Origin of the sequence: Hyphomicrobium denitrificans 1NES1 (assembly GCF_000230975.2) — a bacterium.
GTDB lineage: Bacteria > Pseudomonadota > Alphaproteobacteria > Rhizobiales > Hyphomicrobiaceae > Hyphomicrobium_B > Hyphomicrobium_B denitrificans_A.
This window is the reverse complement of sequence record NC_021172.1, coordinates 3,030,130-3,056,021: the sequence shown is the minus strand read 5'-3', so window position 1 is coordinate 3,056,021 and position 25,892 is coordinate 3,030,130. Positions and strand designations below refer to the sequence as shown.

At 59.7% G+C, this 25,892-nt stretch carries 26 protein-coding genes; 13 read left to right on the top strand and 13 right to left on the bottom strand.

Going from position 1 to position 25,892, the window contains the following annotated elements:
- Window positions 1–40 precede the first annotated feature (40 nt).
- Window positions 41–745: a glycosyltransferase gene (locus HYPDE_RS14595; protein ID WP_015599272.1), complete on the top strand. Its 705-nt coding sequence runs from the start codon at window positions 41–43 to the stop codon at window positions 743–745.
- On the opposite strand, the gene moaB is transcribed toward HYPDE_RS14595, so the two are convergent.
- The 3 genes from moaB to HYPDE_RS14580 all read right to left on the bottom strand — a co-directional run bounded on the left by moaB (window position 742) and on the right by HYPDE_RS14580 (window position 2,958).
- A complete protein-coding gene (gene moaB / locus HYPDE_RS14590) occupies window positions 742–1,284 on the bottom strand; it encodes a molybdenum cofactor biosynthesis protein B (protein ID WP_015599271.1) in 543 nt (180 codons plus the stop codon). The two genes, HYPDE_RS14595 and moaB, sit on opposite strands and share 4 nt — an antisense overlap.
- A gap of 92 nt (window positions 1,285–1,376) precedes the next feature.
- On the bottom strand, window positions 1,377–1,901 hold the full coding sequence (locus HYPDE_RS14585; protein WP_015599270.1) for an AraC family transcriptional regulator: 525 nt from the start codon (window positions 1,899–1,901) through the stop codon (window positions 1,377–1,379).
- A gap of 202 nt (window positions 1,902–2,103) precedes the next feature.
- A complete protein-coding gene (locus tag HYPDE_RS14580) occupies window positions 2,104–2,958 on the bottom strand; it encodes a uracil-DNA glycosylase (protein WP_041321379.1) in 855 nt (284 codons plus the stop codon).
- Window positions 2,959–3,093: 135 nt separating this feature from the next.
- Here HYPDE_RS14580 and HYPDE_RS14575 point away from each other — a divergent pair, with 135 nt between their 5' ends.
- The 3 genes from HYPDE_RS14575 to HYPDE_RS14565 all read left to right on the top strand — a co-directional run bounded on the left by HYPDE_RS14575 (window position 3,094) and on the right by HYPDE_RS14565 (window position 7,763).
- On the top strand, window positions 3,094–4,782 hold the full coding sequence (locus HYPDE_RS14575) for an electron transfer flavoprotein-ubiquinone oxidoreductase (RefSeq protein WP_144061279.1): 1,689 nt from the start codon (window positions 3,094–3,096) through the stop codon (window positions 4,780–4,782).
- Between the two features lie 209 nt (window positions 4,783–4,991).
- A complete protein-coding gene (locus HYPDE_RS14570; RefSeq protein WP_015599267.1) occupies window positions 4,992–6,809 on the top strand; it encodes a tetratricopeptide repeat protein in 1,818 nt (605 codons plus the stop codon).
- An 87-nt stretch (window positions 6,810–6,896) separates the two neighbouring features.
- Window positions 6,897–7,763 carry a 4-(cytidine 5'-diphospho)-2-C-methyl-D-erythritol kinase gene (locus HYPDE_RS14565; protein ID WP_015599266.1) on the top strand — a complete coding sequence of 289 codons (867 nt, stop codon included), beginning with the start codon at window positions 6,897–6,899 and terminating at the stop codon, window positions 7,761–7,763.
- Here the strand turns inward: HYPDE_RS14565 and HYPDE_RS14560 are convergent.
- Window positions 7,760–8,776 (bottom strand): polyprenyl synthetase family protein, encoded by a 1,017-nt coding sequence (locus tag HYPDE_RS14560; RefSeq protein WP_015599265.1) that lies wholly within the window; start codon window positions 8,774–8,776, stop codon window positions 7,760–7,762. The two genes, HYPDE_RS14565 and HYPDE_RS14560, sit on opposite strands and share 4 nt — an antisense overlap.
- Before the next feature lie 104 nt (window positions 8,777–8,880).
- Here HYPDE_RS14560 and HYPDE_RS14555 point away from each other — a divergent pair, with 104 nt between their 5' ends.
- From HYPDE_RS14555 to glyS, 7 genes are all read left to right on the top strand, one after another.
- Window positions 8,881–9,114 carry a DUF2007 domain-containing protein gene (locus HYPDE_RS14555; RefSeq protein ID WP_041320532.1) on the top strand — a complete coding sequence of 78 codons (234 nt, stop codon included), beginning with the start codon at window positions 8,881–8,883 and terminating at the stop codon, window positions 9,112–9,114.
- Window positions 9,101–9,901, top strand: coding sequence for a tRNA1(Val) (adenine(37)-N6)-methyltransferase (locus HYPDE_RS14550; protein WP_015599263.1), 801 nt, complete (start codon window positions 9,101–9,103; stop codon window positions 9,899–9,901). Before HYPDE_RS14555 ends, HYPDE_RS14550 begins: the two co-directional genes overlap by 14 nt.
- A 140-nt stretch (window positions 9,902–10,041) precedes the next feature.
- Window positions 10,042–10,815 carry a S49 family peptidase gene (locus HYPDE_RS14545; protein ID WP_244437665.1) on the top strand — a complete coding sequence of 258 codons (774 nt, stop codon included), beginning with the start codon at window positions 10,042–10,044 and terminating at the stop codon, window positions 10,813–10,815.
- Window positions 10,816–10,836: 21 nt separating this feature from the next.
- Window positions 10,837–11,046, top strand: a complete 210-nt coding sequence (locus HYPDE_RS14540; protein ID WP_015599261.1) for a hypothetical protein — start codon at window positions 10,837–10,839, stop codon at window positions 11,044–11,046.
- 151 nt (window positions 11,047–11,197) lie between these two features.
- A complete protein-coding gene (locus tag HYPDE_RS14535) occupies window positions 11,198–12,142 on the top strand; it encodes a glycine--tRNA ligase subunit alpha (protein WP_015599260.1) in 945 nt (314 codons plus the stop codon).
- A complete protein-coding gene (locus tag HYPDE_RS14530) occupies window positions 12,139–12,591 on the top strand; it encodes a hypothetical protein (protein ID WP_015599259.1) in 453 nt (150 codons plus the stop codon). Before HYPDE_RS14535 ends, HYPDE_RS14530 begins: the two co-directional genes overlap by 4 nt.
- Window positions 12,592–12,666: 75 nt before the next feature.
- Window positions 12,667–14,889 carry a glycine--tRNA ligase subunit beta gene (gene glyS, locus HYPDE_RS14525; RefSeq protein ID WP_015599258.1) on the top strand — a complete coding sequence of 741 codons (2,223 nt, stop codon included), beginning with the start codon at window positions 12,667–12,669 and terminating at the stop codon, window positions 14,887–14,889.
- Between the two features lie 25 nt (window positions 14,890–14,914).
- On the opposite strand, the gene chrA is transcribed toward glyS, so the two are convergent.
- The 5 genes from chrA to HYPDE_RS14500 all read right to left on the bottom strand — a co-directional run bounded on the left by chrA (window position 14,915) and on the right by HYPDE_RS14500 (window position 20,487).
- Window positions 14,915–16,105, bottom strand: coding sequence for a chromate efflux transporter (gene chrA / locus HYPDE_RS14520; protein ID WP_015599257.1), 1,191 nt, complete (start codon window positions 16,103–16,105; stop codon window positions 14,915–14,917).
- A gap of 157 nt (window positions 16,106–16,262) precedes the next feature.
- The gene (locus tag HYPDE_RS14515) at window positions 16,263–16,559 is read right to left on the bottom strand and encodes a hypothetical protein (RefSeq protein ID WP_015599256.1); all 297 of its coding nucleotides are present in this window, start codon (window positions 16,557–16,559) and stop codon (window positions 16,263–16,265) included.
- A 169-nt stretch (window positions 16,560–16,728) separates the two neighbouring features.
- On the bottom strand, window positions 16,729–18,633 hold the full coding sequence (locus tag HYPDE_RS14510; protein WP_015599255.1) for an ABC-F family ATP-binding cassette domain-containing protein: 1,905 nt from the start codon (window positions 18,631–18,633) through the stop codon (window positions 16,729–16,731).
- Window positions 18,634–18,673: 40 nt separating this feature from the next.
- Window positions 18,674–19,024: a DUF3147 family protein gene (locus HYPDE_RS14505; protein ID WP_015599254.1), complete on the bottom strand. Its 351-nt coding sequence runs from the start codon at window positions 19,022–19,024 to the stop codon at window positions 18,674–18,676.
- A gap of 5 nt (window positions 19,025–19,029) precedes the next feature.
- The gene (locus HYPDE_RS14500; RefSeq protein ID WP_041321370.1) at window positions 19,030–20,487 is read right to left on the bottom strand and encodes a DUF4339 domain-containing protein; all 1,458 of its coding nucleotides are present in this window, start codon (window positions 20,485–20,487) and stop codon (window positions 19,030–19,032) included.
- Between the two features lie 243 nt (window positions 20,488–20,730).
- Here HYPDE_RS14500 and ndk point away from each other — a divergent pair, with 243 nt between their 5' ends.
- Together ndk and HYPDE_RS14490 are read left to right on the top strand one after the other, a co-directional pair.
- On the top strand, window positions 20,731–21,153 hold the full coding sequence (ndk, locus tag HYPDE_RS14495; protein ID WP_015599252.1) for a nucleoside-diphosphate kinase: 423 nt from the start codon (window positions 20,731–20,733) through the stop codon (window positions 21,151–21,153).
- Between the two features lie 70 nt (window positions 21,154–21,223).
- Window positions 21,224–21,739, top strand: coding sequence for a DinB family protein (locus HYPDE_RS14490; RefSeq protein ID WP_041320531.1), 516 nt, complete (start codon window positions 21,224–21,226; stop codon window positions 21,737–21,739).
- A gap of 136 nt (window positions 21,740–21,875) precedes the next feature.
- Here the strand turns inward: HYPDE_RS14490 and HYPDE_RS14485 are convergent, their stop codons facing one another.
- The 4 genes from HYPDE_RS14485 to HYPDE_RS14470 form a co-directional block, all read right to left on the bottom strand.
- On the bottom strand, window positions 21,876–22,076 hold the full coding sequence (locus tag HYPDE_RS14485; protein WP_015599250.1) for a hypothetical protein: 201 nt from the start codon (window positions 22,074–22,076) through the stop codon (window positions 21,876–21,878).
- 354 nt (window positions 22,077–22,430) lie between these two features.
- The gene (locus HYPDE_RS14480) at window positions 22,431–23,792 is read right to left on the bottom strand and encodes a cytochrome P450 (protein ID WP_015599249.1); all 1,362 of its coding nucleotides are present in this window, start codon (window positions 23,790–23,792) and stop codon (window positions 22,431–22,433) included.
- A 199-nt stretch (window positions 23,793–23,991) separates the two neighbouring features.
- On the bottom strand, window positions 23,992–24,648 hold the full coding sequence (gene purN / locus HYPDE_RS14475; protein WP_015599248.1) for a phosphoribosylglycinamide formyltransferase: 657 nt from the start codon (window positions 24,646–24,648) through the stop codon (window positions 23,992–23,994).
- A gap of 53 nt (window positions 24,649–24,701) precedes the next feature.
- Window positions 24,702–25,781, bottom strand: a complete 1,080-nt coding sequence (locus HYPDE_RS14470) for a glycosyltransferase family 4 protein (protein ID WP_015599247.1) — start codon at window positions 25,779–25,781, stop codon at window positions 24,702–24,704.
- Window positions 25,782–25,892: the final 111 nt, after the last annotated feature.

Sequence of the window (25,892 nt, the reverse complement as noted above, 5' to 3'; positions counted from 1 at the left end):
CGCGCTTGTCGCCGTGTGCGCGGCGTGTCAGTAAACCCGCATGATCTCGGTTATCATCGCGGCGCATAATTCCGAGCTTACGCTAGGAGCAACGCTTGCCGCCCTTGTCCCGGCTGCCATTGACGGGATTGTCCGCCAGGTCGTCGTCGTCGACGGCGGATCGACCGACGGGACGACGACCATCGCGGACCTAGCGGGGGCCGATGTTATCTCCACCGCTCACGGACGCGGCGGGCAGCTTGCTCAAGGCGCCGCGCGGGCACGCTTTCCCTGGCTTTTGTTTTTGAACGCCGACACGGTTCTCGAAGAAGGCTGGGAGCGCAGCGCCACAGCCTTTATGCGCCGGGTCGACCACGGCGAGCGCCCGCCCGCCGCAGGGGCATTTGCCTTTCGTCTCGACGACAAGGGACTTGCGCCGCGGCTTCTGGAGCGTCTGACTCATATGCGCTGCAGGCTCTGGCCGATGCCTTATGGCGATCAGGGCTTGCTCATTCCCCGTCAGTTGTTCGATGCCGTCGGCGGCTATCGGGATCTGCCGGTGCTGGAAGATGTCGATCTGGCGCGCCGCCTCGGCCGCCGCCGGCTGGCGATGCTCGATGCACAAGCCATAACCTCGCCCGAGCCTTATCGCCGCGACGGGTATCTCTTGCGATCGTTGCGCAATCAGGTCTGCCACGCACTCTTCGGTTTGGGAATTCCCGTCAATGTGATTGCGCGGCTCTATCGCTTGGACCCGGCGTCCTAGCCAGCCTTCCGATGCTCTTCGAGCCGCGGCATGATCTCGACGAAATTGCAGGGCTGATGCCGCGCGTCGAACTGGAATTTCAAGATGCCGTCCCAGGCGTCGCGGCATGCGCCAGGCGATCCCGGCAAGCAGAAAATATACGTTCCGCGCGCAACGCCGGCACAGGCGCGCGACTGGACTGTCGACGTACCGACTTTTTGATACGACAGCATGTGAAACAGAACTGCAAAACCTTCGATGTCTTTCTCGAAGAGCGGTTTCACGGCTTCCGGTGTCACGTCGCGCCCTGTAAAGCCGGTTCCGCCGGTCGTTATGACGCAATCGATCTCCGGATCGCCGATCCACGCTTCGACGGCGGCTGTAATGGCGCTCGCGTCGTCTCTCACAAGCTTGCGATCGGCAACGACGTGGCCCGCCTCGCCGATGAGTTTCGCGAGCAGATCGCCCGATTTGTCTTCGCTCGCCGAACGCGTATCTGACATCGTCAGAACGGCAATCCGGACGGGAACGAATGTGCGATTGAGGTCAATGCCGGCCATAGGAGAATCCTCGTGTCACGAACGAGCAGGGTGCCAGGACTTTGGCTGGATGGCTTCGGTTCGTCCAGCAGCGAAAGCGCCGCGCAGACGCCTTAGGCGCTCACCGCCAACCTTGGATGGATGCTCTCGTCGTCGGCAATCACCGGCACGCAGATGTCGGAGCGCAAATCGCGTTCAGCGAAGCAGTTGGGATTGTCGACATAGATTGAGACGACAGGCCGATTTTCATCGAAGCAAAGCCCCGGCAACGGCGTAAATTCCGAATAGACGTCCTGGACGGCGGACCGCATATGGTCATAGCTTCCGGAAAGTCTTCGGCGGGCATAGGCTCCACCTTGAAGCGTCGTGATACCGAATGCGCGAAGCGACCTTTCTTCGAGCCCGGAACGAATTTCGACGCAAGCGTCGTATCTGCAATTTTGAGGACCAACCACCAGCGGATTATCGTGCGCCAAGCCGTAGCCTCGGCCGAGCGACGCATAGAGGCCATTGGCGTCGAGCAGTTGAAAGAGCCGGTTCCAGGCCTTGGGGATCATATCCACGTAGCATCCTCTTGCGCGCACGTAGATCAGCCGCGTCGGACGCAGATAAAGTAAGATGGAGTGGGGATTATCCATTGGAATGCCGGCCTCCTCCGGGAGGTCACGTCGACAGGATACGGACCAATAATCTGTATGCCCCAATAACCCGCGCGGGCTTCTGACCCGCTTAAGTTAATAGCTAAAAATGTAGAGGATTTTTGAGATGTGAGTTGGTTTGGACGAGCAACCGAAAGCACGGTGAAAGAAGCATCAAATTAAAAGAACATGCACTGGCCGTTCAAAGTTTGGATCGGATCTGCAACAGATCCTGCCACGCCAGTTGTTTGGCTGCGGGCGTCCGCAGCAGGTAGGCGGGATGCAGCGTTGCGATCGCCGGAATTTTGCGCTCGCCAGCGGCAACCTCGCGCCATTTGCCCCGAAGACGCATGATACCTTCGGTGACCCCGAAAAGCTCTTTTGCGGCAGCGCCTCCGACAGCAACCAGGATTTTCGGGGTGACAAGCTCGATCTGACGTTCGAGGAAAGGCCGGCAGGCGAGCGCTTCCTGCGGTGTCGGCGTGCGATTGCCGGGCGGTCGCCAGTACACGATATTGGTGATGTGGACGTCAGATTCGCTGAGTCCGATCGCGGCGAGCATCTTGTCGAGCAACTGGCCCGCCCTGCCGACGAATGGCTTGCCCGCCAAATCTTCATCGCGCCCAGGAGCTTCGCCGACGATCATAAGGTCCGCCGCCGGTGCGCCGCGATAAAAGCAGAGCTTCGTCGCCGTCGCCTTGAGGCCGCAGCCGTTGAAGTCTTTGAGCGCGGCTTCCAGAGCTTCAAGTGATCCGGCTTGTCGGGCAATGCGCCGGGCACCGATCTCGGCTTCGCTCGCGCCGAGCGGTGTCGCAGCCCTGGCGCGCTCTATCTCCGATGTCTGGCTTTGTGCCAGTATTCGCCGCGATTGCGCGCTTTCCGGTTGCGGAGGCGCGGGCGCATCGTCCCGGCGAGGCCAAGCGTAGTCCGCGCCGGGCGGCGTCGAGCCGCGTGCCAGCCAGTCGCGGCTCGCTTCATCCACAGCGGCGTCCGCCCCCATGGCTTGAAACCAATCGAGCAGCGCAAGCATTTCCTCTCGGGAAGCCTGTTTGGTCATCGGCATCAGGATAGAGGTATTGTTCGGCGGATGCACGCGGCGGCGCGCCGCTGGTGGCAGGCCGCCCGCTCAACTTGACGCATCCATATCGGCGACCTAATCGAAATCGATGGTTTTTCAAAAAATGGGAACAAAATGACGATGACCGCGGAGGAAACGGGTTTGCCCCCGCGCGAGGCAATGGAATTCGACGTCGTGATCGTCGGCGCTGGCCCCGCCGGTCTCGCCGCAGCCATTCGCCTCAAGCAGAAAGCTGCCGCGGCCGGCTCCGAAATTTCGGTCGTCGTCGTCGAAAAGGGGTCCGAGGTCGGAGCCCATATCCTCTCGGGTGCCGTCATAGATCCGATTGGCCTGAACCGCTTGATTCCTGACTGGAAAGAGCGCGGTGCTCCCGTCGAGACGCCCGTCACGGAAGACGTGTTCCTCGTGCTCGGACCGGAGGGAGATATTCGTCTTCCGAGCTGGCCGATGCCGCCGCTGATGAAAAATCACGGCAACTACATCGTAAGCCTCGGATCGCTCTGCAAATGGCTTGGCGAGCAGGCGGCAGAACTCGGCGTCGAAATCTATCCGGGATTTGCCGCCGCAGAAATTCTCTACGATGCGGATGGCGCAGTCGTCGGCATTGCCACGGGCGACATGGGCGTCGGGCGCGATGGCGAACCGAAAGATTCTTTCGTCCGTGGCATGGAATTGCGCGCCAAGTACACGCTCGTTGCGGAAGGCGCCCGCGGTTCTTTGTCGAAAGGACTGATCCGGCACTTCGATCTCGGAAAGGGACACGAGCCGCAGAAATTCGGCATCGGCCTCAAGGAGCTGTGGCAGGTCGCGCCGGAGAAACATCGTCCGGGCTACGTTCAGCACACCTTCGGATGGCCGCTCAACAACAGCACGGGCGGCGGCTCGTTCCTCTATCATTACGGAGACAACCTAGTCTCCGTTGGGTTTGTTGTTCATCTCAACTACGCAAATCCGTATCTCTCGCCTTACGAAGAGTTTCAGCGCTTCAAGGCGCATCCCGCCATTCGCGGAGTTTTTGAAGGCGGCAAACGCATCGGCTACGGCGCCCGTGCCATCACCGAGGGCGGATGGCAGTCGATGCCCGATCTCGTTTTCCCTGGTGGTGCGCTTCTAGGATGCGCCGCCGGAATGGTGAACTTGCCGCGCATCAAGGGCAGTCACAACGCCATGCTCTCCGGTATTGCGGCGGCCGATGCTGCATTCGACGCCGTTGCGGCGGGCCGCCAGCACGACAAGCTGACCGCCTACGAAGCCGATGTCCGAAGCGGCGACATTGCGCGCGATCTGAAGCGCGTCCGCAATATGAAGCCCTATTGGTCGAAATTCGGAACGGTCGTCGGCGTCATGCTTGGCGGTGTTGATCTTTGGCTCAACACACTCATTTCAGGTGTCGGTCTTGGGTACACGTTGAAGCACGGCAAGACCGATGCCGCTGCTACCGGCAAGGCGGCTGATTTCAAGCCGATCACCTATCCCAAGCCGGACGGAAAGCTCACGTTCGACCGGCTAACGAATGTCTCATTTTCGGGCACCAACCACGAGGAAGACCAGCCCGTTCATTTGAAGCTGCTCGATCCCACAATTCCGATTGCCGTGAATTTGCCGCTCTACGCCGAGCCTGCTCAGCGCTATTGTCCTGCCGCCGTTTATGAAGTCGTTCGTGATGATAAAGGCGATCCAAGATTTCAGATTAACGCGCAGAACTGCGTCCATTGCAAAACATGTGACATCAAAGACCCGAGCCAGAATATCAACTGGGTATGCCCGGAAGGCGGTGGTGGTCCCAATTATGCCGGAATGTAAAGCGCTAGGTGCCCCGCCAAATGTGGGCTGAGGGCGTCATCGGCTTGCGTGACCAGTGAACTCGAGCCGGAAATAAGGCAGTGAGCGGCCGCAAGTCATCACCTGCTCATTTCTTATTTTTCACCTAAAGCGTGTCGCCAAGGGCGTATCAGGTTTGCTAGGTTCGGTTCTTCGGAATCGGTGCGGCTCCGTAACAAGAGGAAATTTCAATGCGGGGATCCCTCGGACGTGTGCTGAGCGTGGGACTGGGCGCCGTCGCCTTGACGATCGCTGGGTTCTTCAGCCAAGCGCCAGCCCGCTCTCAAGATCAGGACCCCGGCCAAGACGGTATCACGACGTCGGCGCTCGGCAATTACCTTGCCGGCCGTTTCGCGCGTGCAGCCCAGGACACGAAGGACGCGGCAGACTTTTATGGCCGCGCGCTGGAGCGCGATCCGTCGAACGAAGTCCTGCTTGAGCAGGCCTTCCAGATGGAGACGATGTCGGGAAATTGGCCAAAGGCTGTTCCGCTCGCTGAAAAGCTCGCCAGCACGCGCGAGTCGCACCGCATGTCTCAGTTCCTGCTGGGTGTGACCTCATTCAAGGCTGCGGACTACGCGAAGGCTGAAGACCATTTTAAAGCGGCGTCCGAAAATCCGATCGGCGAGCTGACGAGTTCGATCGCACTCGGTTGGACGCTTCTCGCTGCTGGAGACGCGGACGGTGCGTTGAAGGCCGTCGATCTTCCCAAGCAACCCGACTGGGCACAGTTCTACTTGCGCTATCACCGCGCGTTGATGGCGGATATCGCCGGACGCAAGGCGATCGCTAATACCACCTTTGAAAAGATGTTCCGTCAGGACAGCCGCACGCTGCGCACCGCCTTGGCCTACGCGCAGCACGCTGCCCACTATGGCGATTTCAAGCTTGCAAAGCAGATCATGCGTGAGCAGCTTTCGAAGACGCAAGGTGATCCCCATCCTCTCGCCAAGGAGATGCTGGAGCGCATCAACAAACGCGAGAAGACACCGCTGCTGATCGCAACGCCGTCGGAAGGCATGGCGGAACTCTTCTATGGATTGGGCGAAGCGCTGACTGGAGAAGGCGGCGTTAGCCTCGGCACGATCTATCTGCAGCTTGCGCTGGACGTGAAGCCGGACCACGCCTTTGCGCTGGCGGCGCTGGCCAATGCGCAAGAGTCAGCCAAGCGCTACGAAGACGCCATCGCAACCTACGATAAAATTCCGCAGGGAACGCCGCTGCAAAGTGCGATCGACATCCGCAAGGCGTTCAATCTCAATTCGCTCGACCGCGTCGACGAGGCGAAAGCAATCCTCGAACGGCTGGCGGCCAAGGACCCGAAGGATGTCCGTCCGCTGGAAGCGCTAGGCAACATTCTGAGGGCGCGCAAGGAGTATGCCGAGTCGATCAAGTATTTCACGCGCGCAATCGCTGCATTAGGCAAACACGATCCGCGCTATTGGGGCTACTATTACGCGCGCGGAACGTCCTATGAGCGTTTGAAAAATTGGCCTGCTGCCGAAGCCGATCTCAAGAAGGCGTTGGCGCTTGCCCCCGATCAGCCGCTGGTGCTGAACTACCTCGGTTACTCCTGGGTCGATCAAGGAAAGAACCTCAAGGAAGGGATGCGGCTGATCGAGAAGGCCGTACAGTTGAAGCCCGATGATGGCTACATCGTCGATAGTCTCGGCTGGGCTCACTACAAACAAGGCAATTACAAGGAAGCCGTCCGCTTCCTGGAGCGTGCCGTCGAGATCAAGCCGGAGGATCCCACTTTGAACGATCATCTGGGCGACGCGTTCTGGAAGGTCGGACGCGAGCGTGAAGCGCGCTTCCAGTGGAACCAGGCTCTATCGCTCAATCCGGAGCCCGAGGACGTCGACAAGATTAAAACGAAAATCGAACGCGGTCTCGATACCAAGGCTCAGGCCAAGAACGTTGAGAAGACGAGACAGGTGCAGAGCATTGATTCTTCGCGCCGGCGCAGCGAAAACAAAGCCGCCCCGAGCGGTCGTGCCGTGGAATAGCGGCCGTCACCTGCTTCAGTCGGCGAAATACGAACGGGCGCAGTAGCGCCCGTTTTCATGTGTCGGCAATCTTGTTGAAATAGCCTCATGCTCAAATCGGAATTTGCACCAGCCAAGATCAATCTCACGCTGGAAATCTTGGGACGGCGCTCGGACGGCTATCACGAGCTTCGTAGCCTCGTCGCATTCGCCCAGGACGTCGGCGATGTCGTCGAGCTTGCGTCTGGATCGTTGTCAGGTGTTGAAATAACAGGGCCGTTCGCAGGCGATATCTCCGGAAGCAATCTCGTCGATAGTGCCATCGCGGCCTTCGCTGAGAAGGTGCCGGGCGCGGCGCCAAATCGGCTGTCGCTGGTGAAAAATCTACCCGTGGCAAGTGGCATCGGCGGCGGATCGGCAGACGCCGCCGCGACGCTGCGGCTTCTCTCGTCCGCCTACCCGGAAGTCTCTGAGCCTGATCTCTTGACGATGGCGCGCGTGCTGGGCGCGGACGTGCCCGTCTGCATTCGAGCGCGGCCAGTCATGATGACGGGAGTCGGAGAAACGCTGGACGAGGTCGCTCTGCCACACGATCTTTATGCGGTACTCGTCAATCCGCTCGCCGGCGTGCCCGCGAACAAGACATCTCAGGTTTTTGCGTCGTTAGGCGCGGCAACTCTCGCCGGTACGCCTTCGAAGGAGCCGACACCCCGCTTTTCACGCATAGACGATGTCATTGCCTACGCGAAGGCTCGCGGCAACGACTTGGAAGCGCCTGCCCTGAGATTGCTTCCCATAATCGGCACAGTGCTCGCTGATCTGAGGCGACTTGAAAACGGCCTTCTTTCGCAACTCTCGGGCGCAGGACCGACCTGCTTCACGCTGTTTAAGACCAGAAGTGAAGCGGAGGCAGGCGCATTGGCGCTCCGGCTCCGCCAACCAAGCTGGTGGATCAGGCCGACACGGCTCGGCTAATGCGAGCGGCCGATGCAGAAGGCAATGACTTGCTCAAGGGCATCCTTCTCGCGGCTGTCCGGAAAAATCGCGAGCGCGTCTCGCGCAATCGCACCGTAAGAACGGGCCCGCTCGAACGTCGCCTCTATCGCCTTGTGCTTGCGCATCAAGCCAATGGCTTGCTCGAGATCGCCGTCGCTAATGTCGCCGTCGGCAATTGTCCGATTCCAGAACTGACGCTCTTCGGAAGAACCACGACGAAACGACAGGATGACTGGCAGCGTGATTTTGCCTTCTCGGAAATCGTCGCCCACCGATTTGCCAAGACGCGAGCTGTCGCCCGCATAATCGAGCGCGTCATCGACGAGCTGGAATGCGAGTCCGAGGTTCTTTCCATAGGATCGAAGCGCCGATTGCTCTTCCGGGGGGCGCTGGGTCAGAGCTGCGCCGGATTCCGCGGCCGCCGAGAACAGCGCTGCCGTCTTGGCGTTAATGATAGCCAGATAGTCATCTTCGGTCGTCGACGTGTTCTTGGCCGCGGCGAGTTGCATCACTTCCCCTTCCGCGATGGTCGCGGCGGCGTTCGACATGATGCGCAGCACCGGCAGCGAGCCGACGTCGACGAACATCTTGAACGCTTGCCCGAGCAGGAAATCGCCGACGAGCACACTCGCCTGGTTGCCCCAGATCATCCTCGCTGTCTTGCGACCTCGCCGCGTCGCGCTCTCGTCGACGACGTCGTCGTGCAGCAGCGTCGCAGTATGCATGAACTCGACGGCCGATGCCGTGCGGACATGACCGTTTCCTGTGTAGCCGCATAACTTCGCGCATGCGAGCGCCAGCATGGGCCGCAGCCGCTTGCCGCCGCTGTCGATCAGGTGATGCGCGAGTTCCGGGATCATCTCGACATCGGAAACCGCTTTGTCGAGGATTATGCGGTTAATGGCCTCGAGGTCGTCAGCGACCAGTTCGAGAAGCGGTTCCAGCTTCTGGCCCGTCTCGCGAGGATCTTCCAGTGGTATGACACGGCCCAAGTTGGTCCCCATTCTAATGCTGGCATGCTAACATATAGCGGAAATGGCGAGGCCGCGCCGCGGCCCCGCGTCCCGACCCGGTCTGTCTTTCGTCGAGTGGCGATATGCGCGAACTGGTTATGACGAACGACCTTGTCCTCATCAGCTACATCGAGGCCCTGCTTGCCGATCAGGGTATCGAAGCGGTGGTATTTGATCGAAATATCAGTCTGATGGAAGGGTCAATCGGCGCATTTCCGCGACGGGTGGTTGTAGCGGACGAGCACTGGTCCCGCGCAAGTCGCGTGTTGAAAGATGCGGGTCTTAGTCAGTGGATAATTGAAAATGAACGCCTTTGAGGCGGCCGGACGAACGGTCGTGCCGACGACGGATGATCTCTTCCTGGGCGGCGCGCTGGCGATCCGGCAACCTAAGAATGGTTACCGGGCCGGAACCGATGCCGTTCTGTTGGCGGCATTGATGGCCCCTGAAACGCTTGCTGCCGGGCCGGTTCTCGACGTCGGCGCGGGTGTCGGCGTGATAGGGCTCTGCGTAGCACAACGATGTCCGTCCGCGCGCGCCGTTCTGCTTGAGCGCGATCCCTGCCTGGCTGCATTGGCCCGGGACAATGTTCACCGGAATGCCGTGTCCGATCGTGTCTCAGTCGTTGAGACCGATATCGCGCGCGCCACGGCGGCGCTCGAAGGAGCCAGGATCAAATCCGAGTCATTCCCGGTCGTGCTCGCCAATCCTCCCTATCACGACGAGCGACGAAGTACGGTCGCCGAAAGTCCATTGAAGGCCGTCTCACACCAGATGTCCGAGGACCGGCTGGAAATCTGGGCGCGGTTCATGTGCCGTATGGCGGCACCTGGAGGACGTGCCGCGATGATCCACAAGGCCGAAGCCCTATCGCGCATCCTCGAAACATTCGAAGGCCGCTTTGGATCGATCGGTGTGCTGCCGATTTACGCGTACGCCGGGGAGCCGGCCATTCGCGTCATCGTTGATGGCATCAAAGGCAGCCGTGCGCCCCTCTACATGAGGCCCGGCTTGGTGCTGCACACACCCGAACAGCGCTTTGTCCCCGAGATCGAAGCGATATTTCGCCACGGGGCTCCCCTTCCCCCGCAATACCGAGGTTGATCGCTGCTGACGCCTGAACGCGTTTGCAATAGACCCGTGGCGTTCTATTGAGAGCTGACGTCGTGCAGGAGCCTGTCTCTATGTGGCCATTTTCGCGTCGACCTTTCGTGCCCGTTCTGCGCTTCCATGGGCCGATCGGTATGGCGACCCCGCTGAGGCCCGGTCTGACGCTCGCAGCTTATGCGAATGCGATCGAGAAGGCGTTCTCGGCCTCGAAGCTGCCGGCCGTCGCCGTAATCGTGAATTCGCCCGGCGGTTCTCCTGTGCAGTCGAACCTTCTGTTCAAGCGTATCCGGCAAATGGCGGCCGAACAGAAAAAACGGGTCTATGTTTTCTGCGAGGATGTTGCGGCCTCGGGCGGCTATTTCCTCGCTATCGCGGGAGATGAAATCTACGCCGATCCCTCCTCGATCATCGGGTCGATCGGTGTGGTCTCGCGCAGCTTCGGATTCGTTGACTTGCTGGAAAAAATCGGGGTTGAGCGCCGCGTCTATTCGGCGGGTACCAACAAGAACCAACTCGACCCATTCCTTCCCGAAGACCCCGACGACGTGGCCCGCCTCAAGGCTATTCAGCAGGACGTGCACGACATTTTCATCGGCCTCGTCAAGGAGCGGCGCCTCGGAAAACTCAAGGCACCGGACGCCGAACTATTCTCGGGGGCCTTCTGGTCGGCGGCAAGGGCGGTGGAGTTCGGCCTCGTCGACGGCATTGCCGACATTCGTTCGAAAATGCAGGATATATTTGGCGAAAAAATTCGCCTCAAAGTCATCGAAGCGGAAAAACCAGGGCTGCTGGGACGGCTGAGACGGTCGCCCGGCGCGATGAGCGTCCACCCGCCGGCTCTTGCATTTGCCGACGATCTGGTGTCGGCTGTGGAGGCACGCACGCTCTGGTCGCGTTTCGGCCTGTGATTTAGCTCTGGAGGGCATTGAATGCCGCCAGTCATGTTCCTCGCACTTATCGGGGCCGCGGGAATTGCCGGCTATAGGATCGTTTCGAATCTTCTCGAAGGTTCGAAGTCGTCCGGTCGCAAGCAGGCGAACGGGATGCGCCGCGCCACGGCTCCGGCGCGCGATCTTGGCAAACTCGAATGGGACGAAGATGCAGGCGTCTACCGGCCGAGCCCCAAACGGGAGCGTTGAATTCCTTCGGTTGGGCGCGGGAATTGTGGCGCGAGGCCGTCCTAGTCAAAGTGTTCGGCTAAAAGGCGAGCAAAAACGGCCTATTGAGGCGTGACAAGACACCGTTAGCGCGTATATTGCGCCGCGACTTGAGCCGGAAAGAGCCCCAACGATGTCAACGACGACGGTCTCGACGAAGGCCGCACGACCTTCCGCGCTGCGCCCCAGGCAAGCCTTCCAAGACCTTATCCTGACGCTGCAGACCTTCTGGAGCAACCAAGGCTGCGCCATACTCCAGCCCTACGACATGGAAGTCGGTGCCGGGACCTTTCACCCGGCGACCACGCTGCGTGCCCTCGGTCCGAAGCCCTGGTCCGCGGCTTACGTTCAGCCGTCTCGGCGCCCCAAGGACGGGCGCTATGGCGAGAACCCGAACCGGCTGCAGCACTACTATCAGTTCCAGGTCATCATGAAGCCATCGCCTGCGAACATTCAGGAACTCTATCTCGCGAGTCTCGATGCTATCGGCATCGACACGGCGTTGAACGATATTCGCTTCGTCGAGGACGACTGGGAAAGTCCGACGCTCGGCGCCTGGGGTCTCGGCTGGGAAGTGTGGTGCAACGGCATGGAAGTCTCCCAGTTCACCTACTTCCAACAGGTCGGAGGCTTCGATTGCAATCCCGTTGCAAGCGAGATCACCTACGGACTCGAACGGCTCGCCATGTACGTTCAGGGAGTTGATCGTGTCTTTGACCTCAACTTCAACGGCCGCGACGACGATAAACGTCTGACTTATGGCGATGTATTCCTGCAAGCCGAGCGCGAATATTCGCGCTACAATTTCGAGTACGCAGACACCGAGACGCTATTTCGCCACTTCAAGGACGCAGAGGCCGAGTGCAAGGCGCTGCTCGAGAAGGGTGCAACGAACGGAGAGCACCTGCTCGCGCTCCCCGCCTACGATCAGTGCATCAAAGCGAGCCACATCTTCAACCTGCTCGATGCACGCGGCGTGATTTCAGTCACGGAGCGTCAGAGCTATATCCTGCGCGTTCGCGATCTGGCGAAAGCCTGTTGCGCCGCGTGGCTCAAAACCGAAGGAGGACGCGCGTGATCGAAGTCAACAATACGGTACTCGGTCTTGTTGCGGCGGCAGTTCCGCTGCTCATTATCGGTTTTTTCATTCTGCGGCGACTGCCTTGGATTTTCGCGTTCTTCGTGGCCCTTCTGGCGGTGGGTCTCGGCTATCTCGAAACGACTGGCGCCGTGCGCGACTTCGGGCACAAAGTGCGTACAGTGCTGCCCGAGGGCGTATTGAAGAATAGGGCGCACGAAGCCGAACCCGCCGCGGGTCCGGCAATGGCGCCGGCTTCGCCGCCCGCGGAGCAACCGGCCACGACCGAGACGCCGCCCGCAAACCCGCCAGCAGCGGAGCCAGCAACGCCTGCGCCGGAAACGCCGCCTGCTCAAGAGACGACACCGGCTCCGGCTCCGACGCCTCCGGCTAATACAAATCAGACTGAACCCGCGCCGTCGCAGTCACCGCCCGCGACGACGCCTTAATGATCAGCCTTCGCCCCGTGATGCTGGGTCACGGGGCGAAGGCATCAAGGCCGCATCCCCACGAGATTGATCTGAATGTCCGAATTGCTGCTTGAGCTTCTGTCGGAAGAAATCCCCGCGCGCATGCAGTCGCGCGCGTCTGGTGATTTGAAGCGTCTCATTGTTGATGGTCTCAAAGCGCGTGGCCTTGAGGTTGGCGAAGCGCGTGGCTTTGCGACGCCGCGCCGTTTAACGCTCGCGGTTGAGGGTGTCCCTGCGAAGTCACCCCCCATTTCCGAGGAAAAGAAAGGTCCGCGCGTCGGCGCGCCTGAGCAAGCGGTGCAAGGCTTTCTGAAGTCGGCAGGGCTCGCGGCAATCGGCGACGCAACTGTCGTCAAGGACGAAAAGAAAGGCGATTTCTACGTCGCGAAGATCGAGAAGCCCGGCCGCGCCGCCGCGGAGATCATCGCCGAAACGGTTGTCGAAGTTGCAGCGAAATTCCCCTGGCCGAAGTCGATGCGCTGGGGATCGTCATCGTTCCAGTGGGTGCGCCCGCTGCAGTCGGTGCTGTGTTTGCTCGACGGCAAGGTCGTGCCGTTCGAGATCGCTAGACTTGAGGCGGGCAGCGAGACGTATGGTCACCGCTTCCTCGGCCCCGGCCCGTTCAAGGTCAAGAATTTCTCGGATTATGAAGCAAAGCTCGCTGCGCATCACGTGATGCTCGATCCCGCAAAGCGCGCCGCCGCCATCTCGGAGCAGGCTCATGCGCTCGCCAAGGAAGCAAAGCTCGAACTGATCGAAGACGACACGCTGCTTGCCGAGAACGCCGGGCTGACCGAATGGCCCATCGTGCTGATGGGATCGTTCGACAAGGCGTTTCTCGAAGTGCCGGCCGAGGTCCTGACGACCTCGATGAAGACGCACCAGAAGTGCTTCTCTCTGCGCGAGCCGCGTTCGAAGAAGCTCGCGAACAAGTTTCTCCTCGTTGCCAATCTCGTCGCGAAGGATGGCGGCGCCGAAATAATCTCCGGCAACGAGAAGGTCATCCGCGCGCGGTTGTCCGATGCCAGGTTCTTCTGGCAGCAGGATCTGAAGCACCCCTTGAGCGAGATGGTGGACAAGCTCTCCGGCATCACGTTCCACGAAAAGCTCGGGAGCCAGAAAGATCGTGTCGATCGTATCAAGGAGCTCGCTGCGGAGCTTGCGGGCGCCTGCGATGCGCCACCCGAGGATGCGCGCCGCGCCGCGGAACTGGCGAAAGCCGATCTCGTGTCGGAGATGGTCGGGGAATTCCCCGAGCTTCAGGGTCTGATGGGCCGGTACTACGCTGAGCACGCCGGCACCAAGCCAGAGATCGCCCGCGCCATCGAGCAGCACTACAAGCCGAAAGGTCCGACCGATACGGTTCCGCGCGAGGATCAAGGTGACGCCGTTGCAGTTGCCGTCGCGCTGGCCGATAAGCTCGACACGCTCGTCGGCTTCTGGGCCATCGGCGAAAAGCCGACCGGCTCCGGCGATCCCTACCAGCTCCGCCGTGCCGCATTGGGTGTGATCCGCATCGTGCTGGAGAATGATCTTAGGCTTCCGCTATTCAAACGAATTAGAGACCATGCGATCCTCGTTCTCGAAGGCAAGGGTGATCGAAAATTTGCAAAAGACGCTGAAGCGTTGCATGCCCTGCCCGCTGAACTTAGAAAGGAGAGCGAATTCTCATCTCTCGAAGAAAAGCTCATCCTTAAGAGCATTTTTGGAGAGTCTTGGCCTAAGAAATTTACTCAAGCAGTCTCTGTAGCCGACGACCTCCTCTCCTTCTTCGCCGACCGCCTGAAAGTCTTCCTGCGCGACCAGGGCAAACGCCACGACCTGATCGATGCCGTATTCGCGCTCGGCGGCCAGGATGACCTCGCGCTGATCGTCCGCCGCGTCGAAGCCCTCGATGCATTCCTGAAAACGGACGACGGCGCCAACCTGCTCGCGGGCGTCAAGCGCGCCGCGAACATTCTCGCGATTGAGGAAAAGAAGGACAAGAAATCCTACGCCGGTCCTTACGACCTGAAGCTGATCACGGAAACGGAGGAAACGGCTCTCGCCGCTGCTATCGAAGCGACGAAGGAGGACACTGTCGCCGCGATCAACGTCGAGAATTTCGCTGGCGCCATGCGTGCGCTGTCGGAACTCCGAGCGCCGGTCGACGCGTTCTTTGATAAAATTCTGGTCAATGCGGACGATCCGAAGATTCGTGAAAACCGTCTGCGGCTGTTGTCCGAAATCCGCGCCGCGACGCAAACCGTCGCCGACTTCTCAAAAATCAGCGGCTGATACCTGTCGACGTGCGGCTGTTCTCTCACACGGCAAACGTCGCAAGAAGTTGTCCGCCGATGGCGCTCAACACCACGACAAGCCACGGCGGAGCTTTCCAAAGATAGAGCAGCACGAAATCCGCAGCTGCGAGCGCAAAATCGCCTTTCGTCAATATTCCGGAAAGCCAGACAGGATTGTAAAACGCGGCAAGCAGCAGGCCCACGACAGACGCGTTCACGCCGCGCAGAAGCGCCTGCGCCATCGCGCGACGTCTCAAGTCCTGCCAGAACGGCAGCGTACCGACGATGAGCAAAAACGACGGCAGAAAGATCGCAACTAAGCAGAAAACAGCAGTGCGCGTACCGCCGATAACGGCACCAAGATAAGCGGCGAACGTGAAAAGAGGCCCGGGCACGGCCTGCGCTGCGCCATAGCCCGCGAGAAATGCATCGTTGCTCACCCATCCCGGAGATACGACTTCGAATTGAAGCAGGGGCAGCACGACGTGGCCGCCACCGAACACAAGCGAGCCGACCCGGAAAAACTTGTCGAACAGGCGAATATCTTCAGCTTGGCTAACCGCCGCTAGCATCGGCAGACCGATCAACAGTGCTCCGAAAACGATCAAAGATATGATGCCGCTGGTGCGGCTCACCGATAATGATAGGTGATCGCCGCCGGACGAGGCGATGCCCTCGCGGAGGAGTGCGACTCCGGCTAGGCCGCCAAAAATGATCGCCGCGATTTGGCCAATGGACGAAGGAACAGCGAATGAAATAGCCATCGCAACGATGGCAAGTGCCGCTCTTTGACGGTCGGGCGTCAACGTCCGTGCCATCCCGAGAATGGCGAGCGCGACTACGGCTACGGCGGCCACTTTCAATCCATGCAACCAGCCTGAGTCTAGCGGAACTCCGCTGGTAGAAATGCCGTATGCGAAAAGCACCAATGCGAATGCGGACGGCAGGGTGAAGGCTGTCCACGCCGCCAGCGCGCCTGCATATCCCGCGCGCGAAAGACCGATCGCTAGTCCGACTTGGCTCGACGCTGGACCAGGAAGAAACTGGCAGAGCGCGACGATGTCGGCGTAGGACGCTTCGTCGAGCCATTTGCGCCGTTCGACGAACTCTTGCCGGAAATATCCAAGATGCGCGACGGGCCCGCCGAAGGACGTCAGACCGAGCTTCAGGAATGCAAGAAAAACCTCGCCAATATGCGAGCTTACAAGGCTCATGGAAGAGCCTTCGCGAAAGATCTAGTCCGGCGAACCTCGTGAACCGCACTCATGCGCGACCGGCTTCCGATGAGAAATTTCAAAATCAGAAACCGATACAGCGACTGTGTGCGGTCTTCAATCTAAAGAAGGGGCAGTTCGTATGGCTGGGTAAACCTTAGTTCGCCGCCCTGAACGGCTTCGCAGCGGGAAGCATCGCGAGTTTTGCAGGCTGCGTCGCGACAATCTGAGATTGTGCCAGGAAGCCTGGCTTGGCGACGGCGTCGAGCCACTTGACTGTGATGTTAGCGGCATAAGCGAATGTGATGATCGCGATCGCTACGGCGATCGAGAGCGTCGCGAGATAAGCGATATATTCTTTTACAGCCACCGTCGCGACTGCAGTGTGGGCGCGTGTGGGCCGAACCGGGGAATTGCGGGGTGCCAGAGCGTGATAGATGAATTCCTGTTTCATGATTGAAACCCGTTGCGCAGGTAAGCGGGGGCACTTGCCCTGCACCTTACTAACGTCGTATTCACAAAATGGGTTCCCGAATGACGATCTTCCAGACGCGAACGTTGCGACGAATCAGACCGGCACGCGCTCGCGGCCCGCGACTCCAAGGAATTTCGGTATGCGCGGCTTAGGCGTCGGATGTGGCAGAAGCCTCCTCATAGGCTTCAATTGCCTCCAGCCAAGCTTCTTCGGCCTCAGTAAGCTGCTTGCTGAATTGTCCGCGTTGCTGCGCCGCGTTTTGGACGCGTGTGGGATCTGTCGCGTAAAGCGCCGGATCGGCGAGCAGCGAGTCGAGTGCTGCGATCTCTTTCGATAGTTTTTCGACATGCTGTTCTGCCGCGACCATCGCATTTTTAAGCGGGGCGAGTTCTGCGCGGCGCTCGGCGGCAGCACGCCGCTGATCGGTGCGTGAGGATTTGGTGTCGCCGTTGTTGCGGTCCTCGCGCCGCTCCGCTGACCGCGCTCCGCGTTCTTCAAGCAGCAGGGCGCGATAGCTCTCCATATCGCCGTCGTAGGATTTTACGGTCCCGTTGCGCACCAGCCAAAGCCGGTCGGCTGTCGCTTCGATCAAATGCCGATCGTGGCTAATCAGGATCACGGCGCCGTTGTATTCCATCAGCGCATGGACGAGCGCTTCGCGACTGTCGACGTCGAGGTGGTTCGTCGGCTCGTCGAGGATCAGGACGTGCGGACCGTGGAAAGCTGTTATCGCGAGTAGCAGCCGTGCTTTCTCCCCACCCGAAAGCTTTCCGCACTGAGTATCAGCCTTGTCGGCGCTGAAGCCGAACGTGCCGAGTCGCGTTCGCCGTTGCGCTTCCGTCGCCTCAGGCATCAATTTCAGCATGTAATCGTAGGGCGTTGCATTGGGCAGCAGATCATCGAGCTGATGCTGCGCGAAATATCCAACCTCGACCTTTTGCGCGCCGAAGACGTTGCCGGAAAGCGGAGCCAGCCTGCTCGCGATCAGCTTGGCAAGTGTCGACTTGCCATTGCCGTTCTGACCGAGCAGCGCAATGCGATCATCGTTGTCGATGCGCAGATCCAGGCCGGTCAGAACGGGCGCGGCGGCATCGTAACCTGCGCTCGCCTTCTCGATTCTGAGCAGCGGGCTCGCGATCACCTTTTGCGGGTCGGGAAAGCGGAACGGTACGACACGGTCGTCGACCTGCGCCGCGATAGGCTGCATTTTGGCGAGAGCTTTGACGCGGCTTTGCGCCTGCGCCGCCTTGCTGGCTTTGGCTTTGAAACGGTCGATGAATGCTTGCAGATGGCGGCGTTGCTCGTCCTGCTTCTTTTTGAGCTTCATTTCGAGGCGCTGCTTTTCGCGCCGCGTTTCCTCGAAGTCGTCGTAGCCACCCGCGTACAACGTGAGCTTGCCGCGATCGAGATGCAGGATCGAGCCGACCGCACGGTTGAGCAGATCGCGGTCGTGGCTGACGATCAGAACGGTATGCGGATACGTCTTGAGATGGTTCTCGAGCCAGAGCGTACCTTCGAGATCGAGATAGTTCGTAGGCTCGTCGAGCAGCACAATATCAGGCTTCAGAAACAGAATCGCACCGAGCGCGACCCGCATGCGCCAACCACCTGAGAATTCGCGGCAGGCACGTTGCTGAGCCTCATCGTCGAAACCGAGCCCCGACAGGATGCGTGCGGCGCGCGACGGAGCCGAGTGCGCGTCGAAGTCCGTTAGTCGCATCTGAATTTCCGCGATCCGCTGCGGATCGGTTGCATGTTCGGCTTCTGCGAGCAGGCTGGCGCGTTCGGTATCGGAAGCAAGCACCCAGTCTATCAGGCTGTTGTCGCCGCCCGGCGCTTCCTGGGCGACATGTCCGAGGCGCGCGTTCCGCGGGATCAAGATTGACCCATCGTCGGGCGCGATCTCGCCTTTCAAGAGGCGCAGCAGGGTCGTCTTACCGGCACCGTTGCGCCCGACAAGACCAACCTTGTGACCGGAGGGGATCGCCACAGTCGCTTGTTCGAGGATTGGCCGTCCTTCGATCCGATAGGTCAGGTCGTTGATATGCAGCATGGAACGAGCGGATAGCCTGTCCGTCAGCGCCTGTCACGCCTCAGAGGGTGATGCCGAAGCGCGCAAGCGCGGCCGTCATCAAGAGATAGGCCACAAACGTCGCGGCAGAGGCAATGAGTAGGCTCGGCCAGAATCCGACGCCGCGCCCCAGGAGGAGCGGCAACACGACGAACAGAACCAGCGATGGGAGGACGTACCAGAAGATGCTCGACGAGAGATGGGCGATCTTGGAGGTATCGCCGGTCTCTCCATAGAGCCAGATGAACGCCAGAAGCGATGTCAACGGCAACGAGGCGATGATACCGCCGAGTGCACTGGACCGCTTTGCCACTTCCGAAATCGCGACCACGAGAACTGCTGTCAGTAGAACTTTTATCGCCGCGTAAAGCACGCGCGTCAGCCCGATACGACGGGTTTAAGCGTCTCATAGAGCAGGCGGTCGCGGATGGCCTTGTCCTGCACGGCGAGGTGCGCAACGAACCATTCCTGGACCATCTTGCAGACTTGTTCCGGCTCGCGTTTGGCCAGGAGCTTCGGATTCGAGAAGACCTGCAGATCGTCTTCTTTCCAGCCGAGTTTGGCGAGTTCTTTGATCAGCACATCATAGTCGCTCTTGACGGCGGAGTCGTGCTTGACGGGGCTTTTGCCGCCCTCGGAAATTGCCTCAAAGATGGCGTCAGCCTGCGCATTGAGTGCCGTCGCCGTCTCTGGATGTTCCATCATTTGAACGACAGCGGGGCTCGTCTCGCCCTTCGAAATGAATCCGAAGCAGGCGCTAACGCTCTGCGCACGGAGCGACTTCAGATGCTGAAGGAATGCCACGGCGATGGCCTGCAGTTTTTCGGAGCTGGCGGCGAGGGCCTTATCGGCATTCTGCCGTCTGAGATTTACAAGCCCCTGAGCGAGCAGCATCGCGACTTCGTTGTCGGATTTCTTGTCGGCCACCATCTTGTTGGCCGTAGAAATCTGCGACGTGTACCAATCCGGATATTCCTTTTTTATGAGTTCCCAAACCGGCACTTTCTGTAGCCGAGTGTCGAGTGTCGAGCCATCGACGGAAGGTGGCGCCGGAGGCTGAGGCGGTTGCTGTTCGACGGCAGCAACCTGCATGTCTGTCGGAGGTTGTGGCGCAACAGTCGTCCCGCCAAGTTTCGAAACGGAAGCTGTCGTCGTCGTTTGCGGATCATTGGCCTGCGGGCTTTGCGGCGCCTGCGGCTGGCTTTCGGCAGTCTGCTGAGGTCCCGACGGCGCAGCCGGCGGAATGACATCGCTGGTGGCTGGCGGTGGCGCTGGTTCCGACGGCACCACATTTGAAGAGGATGCAGCGTCTGTTTGCGCGGGTGCGGCTGCCTCGGCGACCTTCGTATCATCCGGTGCCGCAACGACAGGCGGTTGGTCGGTACTCGCCGAGTCCGATGTCCCGGAAACCATCTCCATCAGCGGGCCACGATACGTCGCGAGTGCGAACGCACCTCCGCCGACCACAGTCAGGGCGACACCGGCGATGGCAAGACGCTTGATGAGGTTACCGCGTTGAGGCCGCGTCTCGCCGCCTTCAAAATCAGAATGAGCAGCATACTGCGCAGGTGCTGTCGATTGAGCGGCGTACGTTTGAGCAGGAGCTGTGCGCTGAGCTTGCGGTGCTGCTTGTGGCTGCTCGCTGCCGCCGTGAAAGGCTGCCGGGAAAACGGCAGGAGCGGCCTGCCATTCAGACATGCCGGGGCGCCAGATGAGGTCGGTTTGACGAAGGTAATTGTGCGCGATGAACGTGCGCAGCTCAACATCGGTCAAGGGACCGTGCTGTTTGCCATCCCGTGCAATATACCACTGAATGTCTTCGGCTTGTCCGGTCATGCTCGTTTCTTCGCACACGCGGGTCTCAAGACCCGTTCCAATAGAGACCGAGCGTTCCCCCCGGCCACACTGTTCACAGGCAGTTGCGCGCGTCAATCGGGCGATTATACGGTGAACCTGCCAAATTTTGTGCGACGTGCAACTGACTGCTTCAACTCGACCGCCGTCGCGCGCTTGCCGCTGTGAACCCCCGCAGTTATAAGCCCGCCGAACTCTCAGGAAACCGCAAAGCGAGGCAGACTTATGGCCGTTGAACGCACGTTCTCTATCATTAAGCCGGACGCAACGCGCCGCAATCTTACCGGCAAGATCAATGCCGTAATCGAAGCCGCCGGCTTGCGCATCGTGGCTCAGAAGCGCGTGCGCTGGACCCGTGCGCAGGCCGAGAAATTCTATGAAGAACACAAGGCGCGGCCATTTTACGGCGAACTCGTGGATTTTATGACGTCCGGGCCTATCGTTTTGCAGGTTCTCGAAGGCGAGAACGCAATCGCAAAGTACCGCGAGGTTATGGGAGCCACCGATCCCAAGGAAGCCGCCGAGGGAACGGTTCGCAAGCTTTTCGCCGAATCGAAGGGTGCGAACTCGACCCATGGGTCCGACAGCCCTGCAGCCGCAGATCGCGAAATCGCGCTGAACTTCCGCCTCGACGAGATCGTCGGCTGAGCAATTCAAAGGCAAACGTGTGGGCGGCGCTGAACAAAGTGCCGCCCACCTCCGATGCGATGAGCGAGCAATGATTTCCGCTGCTTATGTTCAGACGATGGCCCGCTATAACACGTGGCAGAATCTGAACGTCTACGACGCGGCGGCGAACCTGAGCGATGCACAGCGGAAGGAAAATCGGGGAGCGTTTTTCGGGTCGATCCATGCCACGCTGAACCACATCCTGTGGGCCGATCAGATGTGGCTGATGCGCTTTGGCGCTGCTCCGCAGCCTGTCGCGCGAACGATACCTGAGGGGTTGGTACAATTCGAGGAGTGGAACGCGCTCGCCCGCGAGCGCCAACGCTTCGACGCTCATATCCAAGGCTGGGCCGACGGTCTCGATGCCTCGGCGCTCACGGGCGATCTTAAATGGTTTTCAGGGAGTGCGGGGCGGGAGGTGAGCGCATCGAGGGCGTTGCTCGTCGTCCATCTCTTCAATCATCAGACGCATCATCGAGGTCAGGTGAACGCGCTGTTGACCGGTTTTGGTATCAATCCAGGCATCACCGATCTTCCGTTCGGTCCCGTTGTCTCTGTCGGCTGACGGAGGTGTTTTTTCTGACGTCGATCGCCACAAGGGCCGCCGGTGTACGCGTCGGTCGGCCCTCGGGCGCTTCGCCCAGCTTTCCACGGGGTGTAGGAGGTTAAGCACCTCGACAAGCCGGACGGTAATCCGGCGCTTAGGCGGCCGCGACCCAACTGCCCGCGACGAACCCGAAGGCAACCGCGTCGGGATTGCGGCGTGCAGTTTCAATCAGCTTTTCTGGCGCTTCGACTTCAAGCGTGTTCGAGAACTTGCCTTTGGATTTCGTTTTGCGCGATCTGGCTCCCGTGAGCAGGAACACGGGTTTACCAAGAACTGTGGTTTTCACGGACTCCATGGCCGGGGGTCTCCTGGAGTTGGAATTCACACACAATAGGTATTTACAAGCTGAGTGACGCTCTGAATCCCTTACTAAATGCCTAACGTGCCGAGACTATGACAGCATTAACCGGCACCGGATACCCGCCACTCTCGCACGTGCGAGCCCTCTACAACCCGGTTTAAATTTCTCTGAGTATTTCCATGACGCATTGTTGATGATGCGGTGCGGAATAAGCAGTGGATAACGCCGCGCATGCCCAGGATACGCGGGTATTCGGGCCATCACCTTTTGGTGAGCGGGCTCGGCGGTATCGGGAAAGGCGGCCCCGACAATCCTGTCGGATTGGCAAAACGCCTCGTGTAGATCAGGTCAGCTCAGCTCTCGGATCTTGAAGGGCAGCCCGCCCTTCGGCGTCAGCGTTACCGTTGCATTGAGCCGCACAGGGTCGGCTCCAACATATTCAGGCCGGAACCGTCGAAGCAGCCGCGACAAAGCCAATGTATTTTCCACTTGGCTCATCGCGCCGCCGATGCAAGACCGCCTGCCGCCGCCGAATGGGATGTAGCTGTATTTGACGTGCTTTTTCGCATTGCCCGCCATCCAGCGCTCAGGCTGAAAGGTTTCCGGCTCAGGCCAGAACTTCGGATTGTGATGGGCGGCATAAGCGAAGAGCGTGACGCGATCACCTGGATTGATCTTGACGCCGCCGATCTCGTCTTCGCCAACAGCAACACGGATCAAGCCCCAGATCGGCGGATAGATCCGCATCGTCTCCTGAATGACGGCACGCGTATACGCGAGACCTGAGTAATCTGCCGCAGTCGGCTCGCGGTCGCCATAAACCTCTTGCCCCTCGCGGCGGATGCGTTCGACAGCCTCAGGGCGCCGCGACGTTTCGTAAAGCGCCCAGGCTAGCGTGAGGGCCGTCGTTTCAGTGCCGGCCCAGAGATATTGCTTGAGTTCGTCAATCGCCTGCGCCGCGTCGAATTCCGGAATTGACGGATCTTCAACGGCAGCCTGGATCATCTTCAGGAGCGTACGCTCGCGCTCCTCGCGAGGATCGGCGCCGATGACGGCCGGAGGCACGCTTCCCCAAACCTGCATCGCTTTCGCTGCATTTTCTTCCGACATCTCGAAAACTTCGCCCGCCTGCTTACGCAGGCGAATGTCGCGATGGTTCATCACGTCGGTGTAGGTCTTCACGCACTTGAACACGACATGAGGATTGAACGGCATATCGCGGTCGAACAACGCCTTGCAGATCATGTCCGCTGCGAGCGTCCAAGTCTGCTCGACCATTTCGACCGTCTCGCCGCTTTTCGCGAGATCGGCCCAAAGCGCCATTTTCGACTCGATCGCCTTGAGGAAGTAGGGGATGTACTCGGCAAACATATCGGGATGGAACGCCGGCTGCTGCGGCATGCGAATCTTCTGCCAGAGCACGCCGTCGTTGGTGATCATCGATCTGCCAAAGATCGGCTTCAGCCCGTCGAAGTATTTGACGTAATTGTCGACCTTCGTAACCAGCACATGCTTGAAGTACTCGGGCTCGGAAATGAGAACGACGCGCTGGTGCGCCATGTTGACCGGCAAAACCGATCCATAGCGATCCATCATCTGCATGAGGATGCGCATGGGATTTTCCGGATCGCCCCGCAGCAATGGCGTGAGCTTGAACCAGATACTCGACTCCTCGCCAAGCCCAATGGTGTGGCTGGGTGTCGTTTCCATTTTGATGCCTCCATTTCGGAGCAGCGAACCCTAGCCCTGGAGCGCAGCCGCTAGGCGCGTTCGAACAACCAGCTAAACGTCGGGTCGGTACTTCAATTTCCCGGATATCCCTCTTCGGGCAACTAAAAAATACCACGCTTCGGGGGGGAGCTGTCCATGCGACGGCCAGCACAAGGTAAGCAGAAAGTAGTTTTCCACTTCAAAGACTTGGTGAATAAATCGGAGAGCTTGAATTAATATCTTGAGATATAACAATTTTTTCGCCCTCGCGGCGAATACGTCCAGAAGCCACAAGCTTTAACGCTGCTGGGTAAAGCCGGTGCTCTGCGGCAAGGACGCGCGCGGCGAGTGTGGCCGGATCGTCACCACTCAGCACGGGGACGGCGGCCTGACCGATGATCGGCCCCTCATCCATCTCCGCCCGGACGAAATGGACCGTGCAGCCCGTGATTTTCACTCCCGCCGCCAAGACGCGTTCATGCGTATGCAACCCTTTGAAGCTCGGCAAGAGCGAAGGATGGATGTTGATCATCCGGTCTCTCCATCGCTCGACAAAAGCCGGACTCATCAACCGCATGAAACCTGCGAGTGCAACGAGCTCGGTCCGGGCAGCCTCAAGCGCCGTCTGCATGGCGTCTTCGAATGCTTCCCGCGTTGCATAATTCTTGTGATCAACCGCCAAGGTCGGTAGTCCGCGAGCGTTTGCCCATTCAAGGCCAGGCGCGTCCGGTCGATTGGAAGCGATCAGCACGATTTCGGCGGGATAATCCTCGGCCTGTGCGGCCTCGACGAGCGCCTGCATGTTCGAGCCGCGGCCCGAGATCAGAATGGCGGTACGAATTTTTCTGAGCGTCATAGATGCGGCTTAGCACACCCAGTGTCGAAAGAGCGAGGGCTGGACTATAAGCCCTAAGCTACCGGCTTCGGACTCTGTTTGATTTGGGGCGATTTACCTTTGGTTTTAACCGAACGTCCCAAGGGTCTTGCGGCTCCGCGCGCCCGATAAATATTGTCGACGAAAATTTCGGCGACGCTCGACCAATCGTGTTTCATCGCTTCGGCACGAACCTGGAGCGGATCGAGTTCGAGCGCCAGCAAGGCCGCGACTCGAAGATCGTCGGACAATATGCCGGTGACGCCCGGCGTTACGATGTCGATCGGTCCCATCACGGGATGTGCGGCGATCGGCACGCCCGCCGCCATGGCTTCCAGCAGGACGAGACCGAAGGTATCGGTCCGGCTGGGAAAGACAAAGACGTCCGCGGCCGAATATTCAGCCGCAAGCGCGTCGCCCGTCTTTGCGCCTTTGAAATCGACGGTTGGATATTGCGTGCGCAGCAGAGGCAGCAAAGGTCCGTCGCCTACGACCACTTTTCTTCCAGGCAGACCGAGATTGAGGAATGCCTCGACATTCTTTTCGCGCGAAACCCGTCCGACGTAAAGGAACGTCGGCGCGCAGCGCTTGTTCGCTCCGGCAGGCATGGGACGAAATAGAGCGGTATCGACGCCGCGAGCCCAAAGCATCAGGCGTTCGAAGCCGCGTCGCTCCAATTCGCTTTTGAGCGATGGCGTTGCAACGAACGTTCCGATGCTGCGGCTATGAAAGCGTCGTTGAACGCGATAGCTGATGGAAGCAGGCAAGCCGATATACGCTTCGAGATACTCGGGAAAGCGCGTGTGAAAGGATGTCGTGAAGCGAACGCCGTAGCGCAAGCATATCGCTCGCGCCGCCCACCCGATCGGCCCTTCCGTCGCAATGTGAATGTGCTCGATGCCGCTTCGCAGAACGTGCTCGGAAATTAACGCCATGTTGGGCAGCGCCAGCCGGATTTCGCGATACCCTGGACAGGGCAGTGTCATGAAATCCGATGGCGAAAGGACGGTAACCTGGTGGCCTGACGCTTCCAGCGCGTGCCGCAGGTTTTCATATGTCCGGACGACGCCGTTGATTTGCGGCCGCCAAGCGTCGGTAGCGATCAGAATGCGCATCGTTCGGCTCCGCCGCTGGACGCAATGCGCACGGAAACTGTGTTCGGAGCGGGCCTGACGGACCAACCCGGCTTCTGGCCAAGTGCCCTAGATGAGGGCCAATAGAATTGG

Excerpts from the sequence above, each read along its gene's own strand:
- HYPDE_RS14595 (WP_015599272.1), top strand. The coding sequence starts at position 41 with ATGATCTCGGTTATCATCGCGGCGCATAATTCCGAGCTTACGCTAGGA.
- moaB (WP_015599271.1), bottom strand. The coding sequence starts at position 1,284 with ATGGCCGGCATTGACCTCAATCGCACATTCGTTCCCGTCCGGATTGCC.
- HYPDE_RS14585 (WP_015599270.1), bottom strand. The coding sequence starts at position 1,901 with ATGGATAATCCCCACTCCATCTTACTTTATCTGCGTCCGACGCGGCTG.
- HYPDE_RS14580 (WP_041321379.1), bottom strand. The coding sequence starts at position 2,958 with ATGACCAAACAGGCTTCCCGAGAGGAAATGCTTGCGCTGCTCGATTGG.
- HYPDE_RS14575 (WP_144061279.1), top strand. The coding sequence starts at position 3,094 with ATGACGATGACCGCGGAGGAAACGGGTTTGCCCCCGCGCGAGGCAATG.
- HYPDE_RS14570 (WP_015599267.1), top strand. The coding sequence starts at position 4,992 with ATGCGGGGATCCCTCGGACGTGTGCTGAGCGTGGGACTGGGCGCCGTC.
- HYPDE_RS14565 (WP_015599266.1), top strand. The coding sequence starts at position 6,897 with ATGCTCAAATCGGAATTTGCACCAGCCAAGATCAATCTCACGCTGGAA.
- HYPDE_RS14555 (WP_041320532.1), top strand. The coding sequence starts at position 8,881 with ATGCGCGAACTGGTTATGACGAACGACCTTGTCCTCATCAGCTACATC.
- HYPDE_RS14550 (WP_015599263.1), top strand. The coding sequence starts at position 9,101 with ATGAACGCCTTTGAGGCGGCCGGACGAACGGTCGTGCCGACGACGGAT.
- HYPDE_RS14545 (WP_244437665.1), top strand. The coding sequence starts at position 10,042 with ATGGCGACCCCGCTGAGGCCCGGTCTGACGCTCGCAGCTTATGCGAAT.
- HYPDE_RS14540 (WP_015599261.1), top strand. The coding sequence starts at position 10,837 with ATGCCGCCAGTCATGTTCCTCGCACTTATCGGGGCCGCGGGAATTGCC.
- HYPDE_RS14535 (WP_015599260.1), top strand. The coding sequence starts at position 11,198 with ATGTCAACGACGACGGTCTCGACGAAGGCCGCACGACCTTCCGCGCTG.
- glyS (WP_015599258.1), top strand. The coding sequence starts at position 12,667 with ATGTCCGAATTGCTGCTTGAGCTTCTGTCGGAAGAAATCCCCGCGCGC.
- chrA (WP_015599257.1), bottom strand. The coding sequence starts at position 16,105 with ATGAGCCTTGTAAGCTCGCATATTGGCGAGGTTTTTCTTGCATTCCTG.
- HYPDE_RS14515 (WP_015599256.1), bottom strand. The coding sequence starts at position 16,559 with ATGAAACAGGAATTCATCTATCACGCTCTGGCACCCCGCAATTCCCCG.
- HYPDE_RS14510 (WP_015599255.1), bottom strand. The coding sequence starts at position 18,633 with ATGCTGCATATCAACGACCTGACCTATCGGATCGAAGGACGGCCAATC.
- HYPDE_RS14500 (WP_041321370.1), bottom strand. The coding sequence starts at position 20,487 with ATGACCGGACAAGCCGAAGACATTCAGTGGTATATTGCACGGGATGGC.
- ndk (WP_015599252.1), top strand. The coding sequence starts at position 20,731 with ATGGCCGTTGAACGCACGTTCTCTATCATTAAGCCGGACGCAACGCGC.
- HYPDE_RS14490 (WP_041320531.1), top strand. The coding sequence starts at position 21,224 with ATGATTTCCGCTGCTTATGTTCAGACGATGGCCCGCTATAACACGTGG.
- HYPDE_RS14485 (WP_015599250.1), bottom strand. The coding sequence starts at position 22,076 with ATGGAGTCCGTGAAAACCACAGTTCTTGGTAAACCCGTGTTCCTGCTC.
- HYPDE_RS14480 (WP_015599249.1), bottom strand. The coding sequence starts at position 23,792 with ATGGAAACGACACCCAGCCACACCATTGGGCTTGGCGAGGAGTCGAGT.
- purN (WP_015599248.1), bottom strand. The coding sequence starts at position 24,648 with ATGACGCTCAGAAAAATTCGTACCGCCATTCTGATCTCGGGCCGCGGC.
- HYPDE_RS14470 (WP_015599247.1), bottom strand. The coding sequence starts at position 25,781 with ATGCGCATTCTGATCGCTACCGACGCTTGGCGGCCGCAAATCAACGGC.